The 13,919-nt window shown below is 61.8% G+C and carries 13 protein-coding genes and 2 tRNA genes; 9 read left to right on the forward strand and 6 right to left on the reverse strand.

What is annotated here, in order from left to right; translation table 11 throughout:
- Positions 1-44: 44 nt before the first annotated feature.
- Positions 45-1,193 carry a TDT family transporter gene (locus J4D52_RS04500; protein ID WP_025805629.1) on the forward strand — a complete coding sequence of 383 codons (1,149 nt, stop codon included), beginning with the start codon at positions 45-47 and terminating at the stop codon, positions 1,191-1,193.
- A gap of 84 nt (positions 1,194-1,277) precedes the next feature.
- Positions 1,278-3,152 carry an MFS transporter gene (locus J4D52_RS04505; RefSeq protein ID WP_102676581.1) on the forward strand — a complete coding sequence of 625 codons (1,875 nt, stop codon included), beginning with the start codon at positions 1,278-1,280 and terminating at the stop codon, positions 3,150-3,152.
- Positions 3,153-3,228: 76 nt separating this feature from the next.
- Here the strand turns inward: J4D52_RS04505 and sugE are convergent, their stop codons facing one another.
- The 3 genes from sugE to rdgC all read right to left on the reverse strand — a co-directional run bounded on the left by sugE (position 3,229) and on the right by rdgC (position 5,677).
- Positions 3,229-3,546, reverse strand: a complete 318-nt coding sequence (gene sugE / locus J4D52_RS04510; RefSeq protein WP_053280418.1) for a quaternary ammonium compound efflux SMR transporter SugE — start codon at positions 3,544-3,546, stop codon at positions 3,229-3,231.
- A gap of 118 nt (positions 3,547-3,664) precedes the next feature.
- Positions 3,665-4,630, reverse strand: a complete 966-nt coding sequence (locus J4D52_RS04515) for a bile acid:sodium symporter family protein (protein ID WP_102676582.1) — start codon at positions 4,628-4,630, stop codon at positions 3,665-3,667.
- Positions 4,631-4,756: 126 nt separating this feature from the next.
- Complete coding sequence (gene rdgC / locus J4D52_RS04520; RefSeq protein WP_009045083.1) at positions 4,757-5,677, reverse strand: recombination-associated protein RdgC; 921 nt, start codon at positions 5,675-5,677, stop codon at positions 4,757-4,759.
- Positions 5,678-5,837: 160 nt separating this feature from the next.
- Between rdgC and J4D52_RS04525 the strand changes: the two genes are divergently transcribed.
- Both J4D52_RS04525 and J4D52_RS04530 read left to right on the forward strand, forming a co-directional pair.
- Positions 5,838-5,913 (forward strand) — tRNA-Val (locus tag J4D52_RS04525).
- Between the two features lie 19 nt (positions 5,914-5,932).
- Positions 5,933-6,009: transfer RNA gene (locus J4D52_RS04530), tRNA-Asp, on the forward strand.
- A gap of 128 nt (positions 6,010-6,137) precedes the next feature.
- Here the strand turns inward: J4D52_RS04530 and J4D52_RS04535 are convergent.
- On the reverse strand, positions 6,138-7,274 hold the full coding sequence (locus tag J4D52_RS04535; RefSeq protein ID WP_102676583.1) for a catalase family protein: 1,137 nt from the start codon (positions 7,272-7,274) through the stop codon (positions 6,138-6,140).
- 28 nt (positions 7,275-7,302) lie between these two features.
- Entirely contained in the window at positions 7,303-9,111 is a 1,809-nt protein-coding gene (locus J4D52_RS04540; protein ID WP_102676603.1) for a di-heme-cytochrome C peroxidase, read from the reverse strand.
- 269 nt (positions 9,112-9,380) lie between these two features.
- On the opposite strand from J4D52_RS04540, the gene J4D52_RS04545 reads away from it, so the two are divergent.
- From J4D52_RS04545 to J4D52_RS04565, 5 genes are all read left to right on the forward strand, one after another.
- Positions 9,381-10,094: an FKBP-type peptidyl-prolyl cis-trans isomerase gene (locus J4D52_RS04545; protein WP_025805620.1), complete on the forward strand. Its 714-nt coding sequence runs from the start codon at positions 9,381-9,383 to the stop codon at positions 10,092-10,094.
- A gap of 289 nt (positions 10,095-10,383) precedes the next feature.
- The gene (locus J4D52_RS04550) at positions 10,384-10,839 is read left to right on the forward strand and encodes a YkvA family protein (RefSeq protein WP_102676584.1); all 456 of its coding nucleotides are present in this window, start codon (positions 10,384-10,386) and stop codon (positions 10,837-10,839) included.
- Positions 10,840-10,946: 107 nt separating this feature from the next.
- The gene (locus J4D52_RS04555; protein WP_053280555.1) at positions 10,947-11,288 is read left to right on the forward strand and encodes a helix-turn-helix transcriptional regulator; all 342 of its coding nucleotides are present in this window, start codon (positions 10,947-10,949) and stop codon (positions 11,286-11,288) included.
- A complete protein-coding gene (locus J4D52_RS04560) occupies positions 11,285-11,656 on the forward strand; it encodes a hypothetical protein (protein ID WP_003179080.1) in 372 nt (123 codons plus the stop codon). The genes J4D52_RS04555 and J4D52_RS04560 overlap by 4 nt, the downstream gene beginning before the upstream one ends.
- Positions 11,657-12,088, forward strand: a complete 432-nt coding sequence (locus J4D52_RS04565; RefSeq protein WP_102676585.1) for a sel1 repeat family protein — start codon at positions 11,657-11,659, stop codon at positions 12,086-12,088.
- On the opposite strand, the gene J4D52_RS04570 is transcribed toward J4D52_RS04565, so the two are convergent.
- A complete protein-coding gene (locus tag J4D52_RS04570; RefSeq protein ID WP_025805614.1) occupies positions 12,024-13,850 on the reverse strand; it encodes a bifunctional diguanylate cyclase/phosphodiesterase in 1,827 nt (608 codons plus the stop codon). The two genes, J4D52_RS04565 and J4D52_RS04570, sit on opposite strands and share 65 nt — an antisense overlap.
- Positions 13,851-13,919 lie beyond the last annotated feature (69 nt).

The raw sequence follows: 13,919 nt of genomic DNA on the forward strand, positions 1-13,919 counted from the left end.
CTTCTATCATGGCTCCACCTCATCGGAGGACAGGAGATCACACCATGACATGCCCCAACACCCTCAGAACCGGACGGCCCTTGAGCCAGCTGCAACATCCTCGCGAAGCCATCCGCCAGTTCACCCCCAACTGGTTCGCCGCCACCATGGGCACCGGCGTACTGGCCCTGGCGTTGGCCCAGTTGCCGCTGCAGATCCCGGGCCTGCACCTGTTGGCCGAGGGGCTGTGGCTGTTCACCATCGTACTGTTCGTCGTGTTCAGTGCGGCCTATGCGGCACGCTGGGTAATGTTCTTCGACGAAGCCCGGCGGATTTTCGGGCATTCCACGGTCTCGATGTTCTTCGGCACCATCCCCATGGGCCTGGCCACCATCATCAACGGTTTTCTGCTGTTCGGCGTACCGCGCTGGGGCGAGGGCGTGGTGCAGCTGGCCGAGTTGTTGTGGTGGCTGGACGTGGCGCTGTCGCTGGCTTGCGGGGTGCTGATTCCCTACATGATGTTCACCCGCCAGGAGCACCGTATCGACCAGATGACCGCGGTCTGGCTGTTGCCGGTGGTCGCGGCCGAGGTCGCTGCGGCCAGTGGCGGGCTGCTGGCGCCGCACCTGGTGGACGCGCATTCGCAGCTGGTGATGCTGGTGACCAGCTATGTGCTCTGGGCCTTCTCGCTGCCGGTGGCCTTCAGCATCCTGACCATTCTCCTGCTGCGCATGGCCCTGCATAAGCTGCCTCACGAAAGCATGGCTGCCTCGAGCTGGCTGGCCCTGGGGCCGATCGGCACGGGGGCCCTGGGCATGTTGCTGCTGGGCGCGGACGCTCCGGCGATCTTTGCCGCCAACGGCATGGCCGGAGTGGGCGAAATCGCCGAGGGCCTGGGGCTGGTGGCCGGTATCACCCTGTGGGGGTTCGGCCTGTGGTGGATGCTGACGGCGTTGCTGATCACCCTGCGTTACCTGCGCGACGGCATTCCGTTCAACCTTGGCTGGTGGGGTTTCACCTTCCCGCTGGGGGTCTATGCCCTGACCACCCTGAAACTGGCCAGTACCCTGAACCTGACGTTTTTCGCGATGTTCGGCAGCCTGTTGGTCCTGGCGCTGGCACTGATGTGGCTGCTGGTGGGCAAGCGCACGCTGCAGGGTGCTTATCGGGGCGAGTTGTTCGTTTCGCCTTGTATCGCAGGATTAGCGAAATAATCCGCGAACTTTAGGTAAGGTTGTGGCCTGGATCGAAAATCGATAATCCAATAACAGCATCCAAGCCACTCAGGGACATGGAAGATGAGTCACCCCTCACAGTTCACCTTGCTTCGTACGCGGCGTTTCCTGCCGTTCTTCATTACCCAGTCCCTCGGTGCGTTCAACGACAACATCTTCAAGCAGTCGCTGATCCTCGCCATTCTCTACAAGCTGGCCATCGAGGGTGATCGCTCGATCTGGGTCAACCTCTGTGCCTTGCTGTTTATCCTGCCGTTCTTCCTGTTCTCGGCGCTGGCCGGGCAATTCGGCGAGAAGTTCGCCAAGGACGCGTTGATCCGCCTGATCAAGCTCGGCGAGATCGTGATCATGGCCGTGGGGGCGGTGGGGTTTGTCTTCGATCACCTGTCGCTGATGCTGCTGGCGCTGTTTGCCATGGGCACCCACTCGGCGCTGTTCGGCCCGGTGAAATATTCGATCCTGCCCCAGGCGCTGCGGGAGGAAGAACTGGTGGGGGGCAACGGCCTGGTGGAAATGGGCACCTTCCTGGCGATTCTTGCCGGGACCATAGGCGCCGGGATCATGATGTCTTCCGCCCATTACGCACCCATCGTCTCAACGGCGATCATTGCTGTCGCCGTGCTCGGTTACCTCGCCAGCCGGGGCATTCCCCGGGCCGCAGCGGCCACCCCGGACCTGCGCCTGAACTGGAATATCTTCAGCCAGTCCTGGGCCACCTTGCGCCTGGGCCTGGGGCAGACCCCGGCCGTGTCGCGCTCGATTGTCGGCAACTCGTGGTTCTGGTTTGTCGGGGCGATCTACCTGACGCAGATTCCGGCCTACGCCAAGGAGTGGATGCACGGGGACGAGACGGTGGTCACGCTGATCCTCACCGTGTTCTCGGTGGGGATCGCAGTCGGTTCCATGCTGTGCGAGAAGCTCTCGGGTCGTAAGGTCGAGATCGGCCTGGTGCCCTTTGGTTCGTTCGGCCTGACGGTGTTCGGCCTGCTGCTGTGGTGGCATTCCGGCGGGATTCCGGTCAGCGAGGCGGGTTACGGCTGGATCGAAGTACTAGGTTATAGCTACGCCTGGTGGGTGCTGATCGATATTCTCGGCCTGGGCATCTTCGGCGGTTTCTACATCGTGCCGCTGTACGCCCTGATTCAGTCGCGGACCCCGGAGCACGAGCGGGCGCGGGTGATTGCCGCGAACAACATTCTCAACGCGCTGTTCATGGTGGTGTCGGCGATCGTCTCGATCCTGTTGCTGAGCCTGGCTAAGCTGTCGATCCCGCAGCTGTTCCTGGTAGTGTCGCTGCTGAATATCGCGGTCAACGCCTACATCTTCAAGATCGTCCCCGAATTCAGCATGCGTTTCATGATCTGGCTGCTCAGCCATTCCATGTACCGGGTCGAGCATCGCAACCTGGAGGCGATCCCGGACGAAGGCGCGGCGTTGCTGGTGTGCAATCACGTGTCCTTCGTCGATGCCTTGCTGATCGGCGGCGCGGTGCGGCGGCCGATTCGTTTCGTGATGTATTACAAGATCTACAACTTGCCGGTGCTCAACTTCATCTTCCGTACCGCCGGGACCATTCCGATTGCCGGGCGCAACGAGGACATCCAGATCTACGAAAGGGCGTTCACCAAGATTGCCCGCTACCTCAAGGATGGCGAGCTGGTGTGCATCTTCCCGGAGGGCAAGCTGACCGCCGATGGCGAGATCAATGAGTTCAAGGGCGGGCTGACGCGGATTCTCGAAGAAACGCCGGTACCAGTGATTCCGCTGGCGTTGCAGGGGCTGTGGGGCAGCTTCTTCAGTCGCGATCCGAGCAAGGGGCTGTTCCGCCGCCTGTGGTCGCGAGTGACCCTGGTGGCGGGTTCGGCCGTGACAGCCGACAGTGCCGAACCGGCCCGTTTGCAAACCCTGGTGGGCGAGCTGCGCGGTAGCGTGCGCTAGGTTTCCAGCGCCTATAAAAACGCCCACAGAGTTGTGGGCGTTTTTGTTGGGGCGCTTGCTTGTATCGTCCGCCCGGTCAGGCCGCGCTGACCTTCAAGCCGACCAGCCCGGTAATGATCAGCGCCACGCTGGCCAGGCGGAACAACGCCATGGACTCACCGAACAGAATGATCCCGGCGATCACCGTGCCGACCGCACCGACTCCGGTCCAGATGGCATAGGCGGTGCCCAGCGGCAGTTCCTTCATCGCCAGCCCCAGCAGGCCGAGGCTGACCGCCATGGCGGCGATGGTCAGGGCAGTGGGGAGAGGGCGACTGAAACCGTCGGTGTACTTGAGGCCGACGGCCCAGCCCACTTCGAACAGGCCGGCGAAAAACAGAATGATCCAGGACATGATGACCTCCATCGATTGACGGGGTCGTCCCCAGATTAATGACTCGATCGAGCCGCGGGGTCGTCCCCGCGTTGCGCAGTATAGTGCCCATCATTGATTCGGGGATCAAGGTTTCTCCTCAGTCGCTCGCCTGCTGGGCCGCCAGGACGCGCTCGTCCTTTTCGCTCATGCGGCGGAACCAGGTGGAAAGCAGTGCCCCGGAAATGTTGTGCCAGACGCTGAACAGTGCGCTCGGCACCGCCGCCAGCGGCGAGAAATGCGCGCTGGCCAGGGCGGCGCCGAGGCCGGAGTTCTGCATGCCGACTTCCAGGGCCAGGGATTTGCGTTGCGCCAACGGCAGCTTGAACAGGCGGCCAGTGAAGTAACCCAGCAGGTAACCGAAGCTGTTATGCAGCATCACCACGGCCATGATCAGCAGGCCGGACTCGGCGATTTTCGCCTGGCTGGCGGCCACCACTGCAGTGACGATGATCACGATGCTGACCACCGACACCAGCGGCAACACTTCCACCGCATGCCGTACCCGGTCGCCGAGCACACGCTGAGCAATCACCCCGAGCACTATTGGCAGCAGCACCACTTGCAGGATCGACCAGAACAGCTCCATGAACGAAACCGGCAGCCAGGCCGAGGCCAGCAGCCAGATCAGGGCCGGGGTCAGCAGCGGCGCAAGCAGGGTGGTGACGGCGGCGATCGCCACTGACAGCGCCAGGTCGCCGCGGGCCAGCCAGGTCATGACATTGGACGAAGTACCACTCGGGCAGCAACCGACCAGAATCACGCCGACGGCGATTTCCGGCGGCAGGTGAAACACCTGGCACAGCAACCAGGCCACGCCCGGCATGATCACGAAGTGGGCAACCACGCCCAGGGCCACGCGCCATGGATGGCGGGCGACTTCGGCGAAGTCTTCGAGCTTCAGGGTCAGGCCCATGCCGAACATCACCAGGCCCAGCAGCGGCACGATGGCGCCCTTGAGGCCGATGAACCAGCCCGGCTGCCAGAATGCCACCACCGCGAAAATCAGTACCCAGTAGGCAAAGGTATTGCCGACAAAACGACTTAATGCTGCCAGTGCACGCATGGCCTGTTCCTTCTTATATGAAAACGCCACCGAAAGCGGTGGCGTCTGTGGTGCTCCTGCAGGAGCGAGCGGGTTGGCGATAAGGCCGGATGCGGCCGGTCGCCAGCTAGCTGGCTGCTACTAAGGTCAGATGCCTTGTGGAATCTCTTCGCCACCCAGGGCTTCGAACAGCGCCGGGAGGAAATCGCCGAAGGTCAGCATCATCAGGGTGAAGCTGGCGTCCAGTTGGCCGAGGGCTTCGTCGCCGCCGTCCTGTTCCGCCTGATCCTGCAGCAGGTCTTCGAACTTCAGGCGCTTGACCGTCATCTTGTCGTCGAGCATGAAGGACAGCTTGTCCTGCCAGGCCAGGGACAATTGGGTGACCACCTTGCCGGTGCTCAGGTGCAGCTGGATTTCTTCGCTGGTCAGGTCCTGGCGCTTGCAACGGACGATGCCGCCGTCTTCGTGGGTGTCGCGCAGTTCGCACTCGTCGAGGACGAAGAAGTCGTCGGCGGCTTGTTGGGTTTTCACCCAGTCGGTCATGATCGCGGTCGGCGCGGTCTTCACGGTCAGCGGACGCACCGGCAGGGTACCGAGCACTTCGCGCAGGGTGGAGAGCAGGTCTTCGGCGCGTTTCGGGCTGGCCGAGTTGACCAGGATCAGGCCCTGTTTTGGCGCGATGGCGGCGAAAGTCGAGGAGCGGCGGATAAAGGCGCGGGGCAGGAATGCCTGGATGATTTCATCCTTGATCTGATCGCGTTCCTTTTTATAGACCTTGCGCATTTGCTCGGCTTCGATCTCTTCGACCTTTTCCTTGACCGCGTCGCGCACCACGCTGCCAGGCAGAATACGTTCTTCCTTGCGCGCGGCGACCAGCAGGAAGTCCTGGCTGACGTGTACCAGCGGCGCATCTTCGCCTTTGCCGAACGGCGCGACGAAACCGTAAGTGGTCAACTCCTGGCTTGCACATGGACGCGCCAGTTTGGTGGCCAGTGCGGTTTCCAGCGCCTCAGCATCAAAGGGCAGATCTTGGGTCAGGCGATAGATAAGCAGGTTCTTGAACCACATGGGGTGAATCTCTCCTTTATACAAAGGGGGGCATTATTCTCCGCGCAGCTCCATAGGCCAACCCTCCGCTAAGCCTTTGGAAGGCCTGAAAAAATTATTTTAAAAAGTGCTTGCCAGAGTAGGGGACGCTCCGTAGAATGCGCGCCACACCGAACGTGAAGGGTGATTAGCTCAGCCGGGAGAGCATCTGCCTTACAAGCAGAGGGTCGGCGGTTCGATCCCGTCATCACCCACCATTCGCTTTCAGTGTTACGCGCAGCGGTAGTTCAGTCGGTTAGAATACCGGCCTGTCACGCCGGGGGTCGCGGGTTCGAGTCCCGTCCGCTGCGCCATATTCGATGATCTGGAACACTGAACGCCAGATCATTACAGAAAGCCCGCTAACGCGGGCTTTTTGCTGTCTGGGGTATGCAAATGCCCCCAAAAAAGCGGCCTGCGGGCCGCTTTTTTCGTTTGTGGATCACTGTTCGGCGTTGCGGCTGTGCCGGTAGTCGCTGACCGCTTCGTATACCGCCTTGCGCAGGCGGTTGATGCCGCCGATGGGGCGGTGCGCCTCCAGGCCGAACCAGGGGTTGAAGGAGAGGTTGTCGCATTGCAGGTTCTGTTGCGGGGTATCGAAGTCCTGGGCGGGGATCCTGATCCGCGCCACGGTTTCGAAGGGCGCATCGCTTTCTCGCCATTCGATGCTGGTGTCTTCGATAGGCATGTAGTGGCTCGGGTCCTGGCGTTGCACCTGCAATACGAAGCAGGCCGGCACCCGGTCGGTCGACAGCTGCTGGTTCAGGGCGTTGCGCAGAAAGTTGGGCAGGGCCTGGTTCTGTGGGGGCAGGTTGTACGCCGGGCAGCTGTCCGGATCCGGTGCGACGCGGAACTTGGCGTTGGCGCCGCCGAACTTGTAGGGCGAAACCGAAAAATAGCGGGTTTGCGTCGGGCTGGCCGGGGGCGGCGACAGGGTGGCCAAGGCAATGAACAGGTGACGGACCTGCCAGGTACGTGGGTCCCAGCCAGGGAAAAAAGCTCCGACCTTTTTCCCGTCCGCCTGAGCGGCGACATTTTGCCGATACTCGGCGACATCGCTGACGAAGAAGTTCGGATGGTTGAACATCACGAAATCCTGCTCGCCACGGCCCTGCTGCTCCTTCAATAGCTGGGTGCCAGGCACATTCAACAACTTGATCGCCATCCCACGCGCGTCACGAATGCTGTCGAACTGTGGATAAGCATTGCCGTTGGACAGCCGCACCATGGCTTGCCAGGTCTTGCCGGGTTCGGCGAACACGCCCTGGCGCAACGGTGGCGTCAGTTGCTCGAGAACCTGGACCTCGGCCTTTACGCAGCCGTGGGCCTTGGCATGGGCGTCGCGCAGGTAACGGGTGTTATCCCGGTGCTGATCGACGATGCGCACGGCGGTCTGGATGATGTCCTGGGTCATGGCGGCTTCGCCGGGCGGGACCTGTTCTTCGGTCGAGACCGGCCCCTGGTAGCGCCAGATCGACCAGGCGCTGTTCAGTGCCCAGCCGAGCAGAGCGATCAGCGCCAGCAGCATAAGTGTCTTGAGCAGCAGCGCACCAAGGCGCAGCCATAAGGTGATCAGCATGAAAGCGTCCTTTCGATGAGGGGCAGGGTCATGGCAGTTGCGCCTCCAGCGGCCCGCCCAGCACTTTCAGATATTCCAGCAGCGCCCAGCGTTCCTCGGGTTGCAGCAGACGGCCGATCACCCCGTTGCCGCGCTTGCCCGAGCGGAATTCATGGCCGCTGTTGTGGTTGCCGCTGACCCGCGTATCGAACAGGAAGCCGTTCTTGAAGGGGGCGGTGCGGTATCCCAGGTGCTTCGGATCGTATTCGAAGGTGCCTTTATAGAAGGTGCTGGCGCGTTCGGCCTGAGGCGAGAGCAACTGGTACAGGCTGGGTACCGAACCGTTATGCAGGAAGGGTGGGGTGGCCCACACGCCAGCCAGCGGCCGGGCCTTGTAGGCACGCAGTTCGCGGACACCGATCGGCAGGCCGTAGCCGTCGAGTCGCGGGCGTTCGGCCGGGGTCACCTGGGCGTCCCGATAGGCGCGTTCCTCGACGAAGGCCGTGACATAGGCCAGGCCCTTGGCCACGGACAGCTGACGCATGTCCAGCGGTTCGCCGGGCGTTGGGTGCAGCTCGACATTCGACTGGGCCAGCTCGGCGGCATCCCATTGCAGCGCGCTCAGGTCATAACGGTGGTCGGCAATATTGTTGGCCGTGTTCGGGTCGGTGCCAATTACCGCAATCGGCAGCATCTTCAGTCGTTGCACCGGACGTCCGTTGACCTCGCTGACCGGCGGGACATGGCAACCCGCACAGTTTTCCGCGAACAGCGCTCGCCCCTTGGCCGCCAGTGGTTTATCGATGCTGCCGAACAGTTCTTCGGGCCAGGTTGGCGGTTTCAGCCGTTGCAGCGTTTCTTCGATGCGATTGAGGTCGCGCACCCGAACGCTTGATGGATAGCGGGCATCGCCCTTGAGCGGCTGGCCCTGGGCATCGAAGAAATTCAGGGTGGCGCCGACGCCCAGCGCCTCGCCGATATTGCGGGCCATGGGTTGCTGGGCCGAGCCGTTCCACTGCACCCAGTCGAAGGTCCAGATGTCCCATAGCTGGGGGTAATCCACCGGCGCATTGGCTACCCGATAGTTGTCGGGGGAAATGGCGTCGCCGAAGCTGGCGTTGGCGATCCGGCCAAAGGCATCGGTACGCCCGGGGCCTTCTTCGGTGGGGTAGAGGCCACGGTGGGTGTCGTTCCAGGCGACGCGCAGGAAGGTGTCCAGCGATGCCTTGAAGTCCTTGCGCAGCTGTTCATGCTCGGCATCGTAGTTCTGGCCCAGCACGTTGCGGGCGAACCGCTCGAATTTCCACGGGTTGTAATAGGTCGACGCCAGGCTGGCGACCAGCGCCTGGCCGAAGCTGCCGCCGCGCAGGGTGGGCACGCTGGAGGGCAGCACATGCTGCGCCGAACCGCCGTCGATCCGCAGGGCTTGCTGGTTGTAGCGCAGCTCGCCGGTGTGGCAGGCGGCGCAGGTGATGTCCAGGTAGTGCTGCGGGCTGCCAGGGTTCTGATGGCGGGTGAAACCGACCGGCAGGCTCGCCGGATTATCGGCGCTGGCCTGTTGCGCCGGGTCCACCAGGAAACCAAAGCGGGCCAGGTACTGGGGCGCGGCGAAGCGTTGCGTGGAGAAGGGCAGTTCCAGGGCGGCGAACCACTCATAGCGCAGGCCCTTCACCTGCGTGCCCTGAGGCGTGAAGTAATAGGCCTGGCGGTCGGCGGCGCTCCATTGATCCTGATAATGCACCTGTCGGGCGGGCACATAGTCGGGCAATTTCGGATTGGCCACGTAATACAGAACTACGGCCAGGGCGATGCCGATCAGGGCGAGAATCAGCAGCAAAACACGGGATAAGAGGCGCAAGATGTACATCCTTGTCGAATTGTGGCTCTCTTATGCCTCAGGGCAAACTGCCGGGCAAGTGGCCATTACGTCAGATATCAGCCAGGTGTCATTACTTTGTGCGTGATGCATTCTTCCCCGCACTCGTTGTAATGGCCGGCAAAATGCTTTTAAACACGTGAACTTATCGGGTTAATCCAGCTCTCATGCCGGTAGCCATTGGTCGTGGCCGCCTGATAAGCTCGCGGCTTTACTCGAATGCCCTTTAGGCGCATGAACAAGGAAATAGCATGAAACAGCATCGGTTAGCGGCGGCGGTAGCCCTGGTTAGCCTGGTACTCGCGGGTTGTGACTCGCAGACCAGCGTGGAGCTGAAAACCCCGGCGCAGAAAGCTTCCTATGGTATCGGCCTGAACATGGGCAAAAGCCTTGCCCAGGAAGGTATGGATGATCTGGATTCCAAAGCTGTAGCCCAGGGCATCGAAGATGCCATCGGCAAGAAAGAACAGAAGCTGAAAGACGACGAACTGGTCGAAGCCTTCGCCGCGCTGCAAAAGCGTGCTGAAGAGCGCATGGCCAAGATGAGCGAAGAGTCGGCAGCAGCCGGCAAGAAATTCCTCGAAGAAAACGGCAAGAAGGCTGGCGTGACCACTACCGCCTCGGGCCTGCAGTACGAAGTGCTGAAGAAAGCCGATGGCGCCCAGCCTAAGCCGACCGACGTGGTGACCGTTCACTACACCGGTACCCTGACCAACGGCACTGTGTTCGACAGCTCGGTCGAGCGCGGCAGCCCGATCGATCTGCCGGTCAGCGGCGTGATTCCGGGTTGGGTCGAAGGCCTGCAACTGATGCACGTCGGCGAGAAGTACAAGCTGTACATCCCGAGCGACCTGGCCTACGGCGCACAGAGCCCGAGCCCGGCCATTCCGGCCAACTCGGTCCTGGTGTTCGAGCTGGAACTGCTGGGCATCAAGGATCCAGCGAAACAAGACGACGCCAAGTAATCTTCGTCTGGTTCAATGACAACGCCCCGTCCTTACGGGGCGTTGTCGTATCTGGTCGTTGGTCCGGGAAAAAATGCGAACCCATGGCATAAGGCATAGTCTTAACAGGACGCGCTGCGGCTAGCCGCATGAGGCTGCCAAGTCAATGAAATTATGGGTTTTTTTATGTGAGTAAAAAACGCCCGATCTGAGCCGAGCCCTTGTAAAACGGGGCTTTCAGCTGTGAAAAGCGGCTCTGTTCACAAGGTTATCCACAATTTGTGTGGATAACATTTCAGTGGGAGTGACGATGAAAGCACCCTGGAATTTTGCCCGCTTCCTGCCCCTGGCCGGCCGCTTGCTCAGCCGTGGCCGGCTGCCGACCCTGCTGTTCGCCGTGGCCAGCAAAGGCGCCTTGCAAGGCGGCCGGCTCGGCAAGTTCAAGGACGATTTGCGCCTGCTGCAGGCCCTGTGCCTGGCTTATTGGCGTGGCGAGTACCGTGCCATCAGCCCCAAGGCGCTGTTGTCGGTGGTCGCGGGCCTGATGTACTTCCTCAGTCCGCTGGATGCGATCCCGGACTTCCTGCCCATGTTCGGCATGCTCGATGACATCGCCGTGCTGGCCTGGATCATGAAAACCCTGGACGGCGAACTCAGCGCCTTTCGCGCCTGGCGCAATCGCCAGCAACCGGAGAAGCTGGCGGTGGTGGAGCGCTTGCCCGACACCCCGGAACAACTGCAATTGGAAGGTCCGAAGAAAAACTGAGGTGAATTCGGATCCATACAACGATGCCCCCGCGACCTTAGTGACTGTTAGGATTACACTTCATAAGGAAAAGTCCGACTCGTTATGTGTCGTCCTACGGGGTAGTAATGGATATTCAGATAATTGCACGCGATGGCGAGCCCGAGTATGCGGTTCTGCCATGGGCTCAGTATCAGGCTTTGCTAAAAGCCGCAGGTGTCACCGATCAATCTTCGCGAGAGGCTAGGGGGCCTGTCGCGACCGCAGCCGACCAGCCGCTTCCGGGTCTGGATCAACTCCGCAGTTTGCGCGAAACCAAGGGAATCGCCATCGAGGCGCTTGCCCGTACGGTAGGTATCAGTCCGTCATATCTGGCCATGATTGAAAGCGGTGAGCGTCAACCGGACGCCGCTATACGCCGTAGCCTGGCCTGGGAATTGACGGTTCCGGGTTGGAGGGATGAATCGTGAGCGTAAGGATCAGTCGTCAACATTGGGATGGCCTGTTGGGGGAACTCGACCAGGCCCGTCGGCAACGCCATCTTTTGACCTATCGCGCTCTGCTTGAGCGCTTGCAGCTACCCAGCCCCGCCATGCAGACCCTGACGGCGGCCCTTGAGCATCTGGCCGCGCTGGATGCGCGTGCGGAGCAGCCGTTGCGCAGTTCGCTGGTGATCAGCCAGGGGGCGAGCCGTTTGCCGCGCACCGGTTTTTTCGAGTGTGTGGAGCGCCTCGGGCGTTTTTCCGGGCCTTCCGACGGGGTGGCGGCCGCTTCATGGCATGCCTCGGAAGTGGTGCGTGTATTCGAGTACGAATACCCAGAGTCGGCGGAGGCCTGAGTGTACTGGCGCCTCAAGGCGCGGGCCGGCTACTGGCTGGCCCGTCGGTTGTTTCATTGGCCCTGGTTTGTGCGTCAACCCCGGGGCTGGCACTGGCTGGAAGGGCAACTGGCGCGCATGGCGACCCTGGGGGACGTCGGCGCACAGAGCTTTTATGGCCATATCCTGACCTTTCGTGGCCAGGGCCTGGGGGCTCGCGAAGAAGGCATACGCCTGTTGCGTCTTGCCGGCTTGGCCGGGGACGCCAAGGCGGCCTATCAGATGGGCGTCATCAGCCTGGCCGGCTCACCCAGCAAGGCTGGGGATGCGGCAGAAGCGGCCCGTTGGTGGAGGCTGGCGGCGAAAGCCGGACATCCCCTGGCCGAGCTCAAGCTGGCGCAGCTGAATCCGTCGAGTACGTCGGATCCGCTAGCGGGGCCGCGTCAGTCGTAAAGCCGCCGGCCACCTGGCGGCTGTCGATCACATGGATGCTGTAGCCCGGCACGTTCTTGGCGTGATGCTTGGCTTGCGAGGCCAGCTCGGCCAACTGGCTGGCGTCGAGTTGTCCACAGGCCTGTGGATACAGATGCACCACGCCAATGGACAGTGACAGCAAGGCGAACTCCTGGCGAATGCCCTGGCGGTTGGGGGCGATGAAGCAGCCGGCTTCGAGGTGTTCGCTGCGATAGAAGCGCCGGCACTGGCTGTGGAAGTCGTCCAGCAGCTGGTTCAGGCGCTTTTGCCAGTCCTCGGGGCCCAATACCAGGAGAAAGTCGTCGCCGCCGATATGGCCGACGAAGTCACGGCTGGGGTCCACCCGGTCATTCAGGCACTGCGCCAGACACAGCAGCACTTCATCGCCACGGCCGTAGCCATAGATATCGTTGAAGGGCTTGAAGCTGTCGATGTCCACGTAACAGATCAGCGATTCCCGCCCTTGTTGCAGCAGGTGGGTCAGGCACTGCTGGATCGGCACGTTGCCAGGCAGCAGGGTCAAGGGGTTGGCATAACGCGCCTGCTGGATCTTCAGTTCGGTAATCAGCTTGAGCACATCGATCACCCGCCCCAGGCCCAGGTAGCCGCCGTTGAGGGTGATGATGAAATCCTCCTCGATCCGTTGCCGGGCGCGGCTGGTGATCAAGCGGCTGACCTGTTGCAGCGACTGGCTGAGCTCCACCGCGAGGAAGTCATCGTTCATCAGGCGGCTGATGGGCTTGCGGGCAAACAGATCGGTGGCAAAGGGCTTGAGCAGGGCGTCGGACAACGAATGGCGGTGCACGATGCCGCAAGGCTGGCCCTGTTCATCGAGCACCGCCAGCGAGTTGAGGTTGGCCTGGCGGCGGAAGGCTTCCAGCACCCTGGCCGTTGGTATGTTGCGTGCCACCGCTGGTTGTTCGTTGAGCAGGGCACTGAGGTCGCTGCCTTCGTCGTTGAGTGTCGCGGGAGTGTTTTCGCGCTTGGGCAGCAGGTTGCGGCCATCGCGGGGTGGATGCTCCTGGGGACGGCAGAGCAGATAACCCTGCAGCAGGTCCACGCCCATTTCCGTGAGCACCTCCAGCTCTTCCGCCACTTCGATGCCCTCGGCGATCACCTGGGCACGGGAGGCCTTGGCAATTTGCAGGATCGAACCGACGAATTCGCGCTTGAGGGCGTCCTGGTGAATGCCGTCGATGAAGTGCCGGTCGATCTTCACGTAGTCCGGGCGCAGCTCGGACCACAGGCGCAGGCTCGAATAACCGGCGCCGAGGTCGTCCAGGGCAATCGAGAAACCCATGTCCCGATAGTGATGCAGCGCATTGTGCAGCAACTGGAAGTCATCGATCGGCGTCTGCTCGGTGAGTTCGATCACCACCTGGCTCGGCGGGATACCGAAGTCCTGCAACAATTGCAGGGTGCGGCCGGGCTGGTGGGCGGCCTCCAGCAGTGATTCCGGAGACACGTTGAGGAACAGCTTGCCGGGCAACTGCTGTTCGCTGAAACCCTTGCAGGCGCTCTGGCGGCAGGCGATTTCCAGCTCGCTGAGGCGTCCGACCTGGCGGGCCACGGCAAACAGGGCGACAGGGGAGTGCAGCGGGCTGTTGGACGGGCCGCGGGTCAAGGCTTCATAGCCGAGAATGCGCCGTTCGGAGAGACAGATGATCGGCTGGAACAGACTGTGCAAACCGCTTTGAGCCAGGATTGAGCTCAAGGCACTCAGCTGTTCGGTCGTGGTCATGGCGATCTCTGTCGATAAAAAAAGGACCGGGCGCGCCCTTGATTCAAGAGCAGCGCCCGGTCCTTTATT

The organism is Pseudomonas sp. GW460-12-10-14-TSB1 (assembly GCF_017349775.1).
Classification (GTDB): Bacteria; Pseudomonadota; Gammaproteobacteria; order Pseudomonadales; family Pseudomonadaceae; genus Aquipseudomonas; species Aquipseudomonas piscium.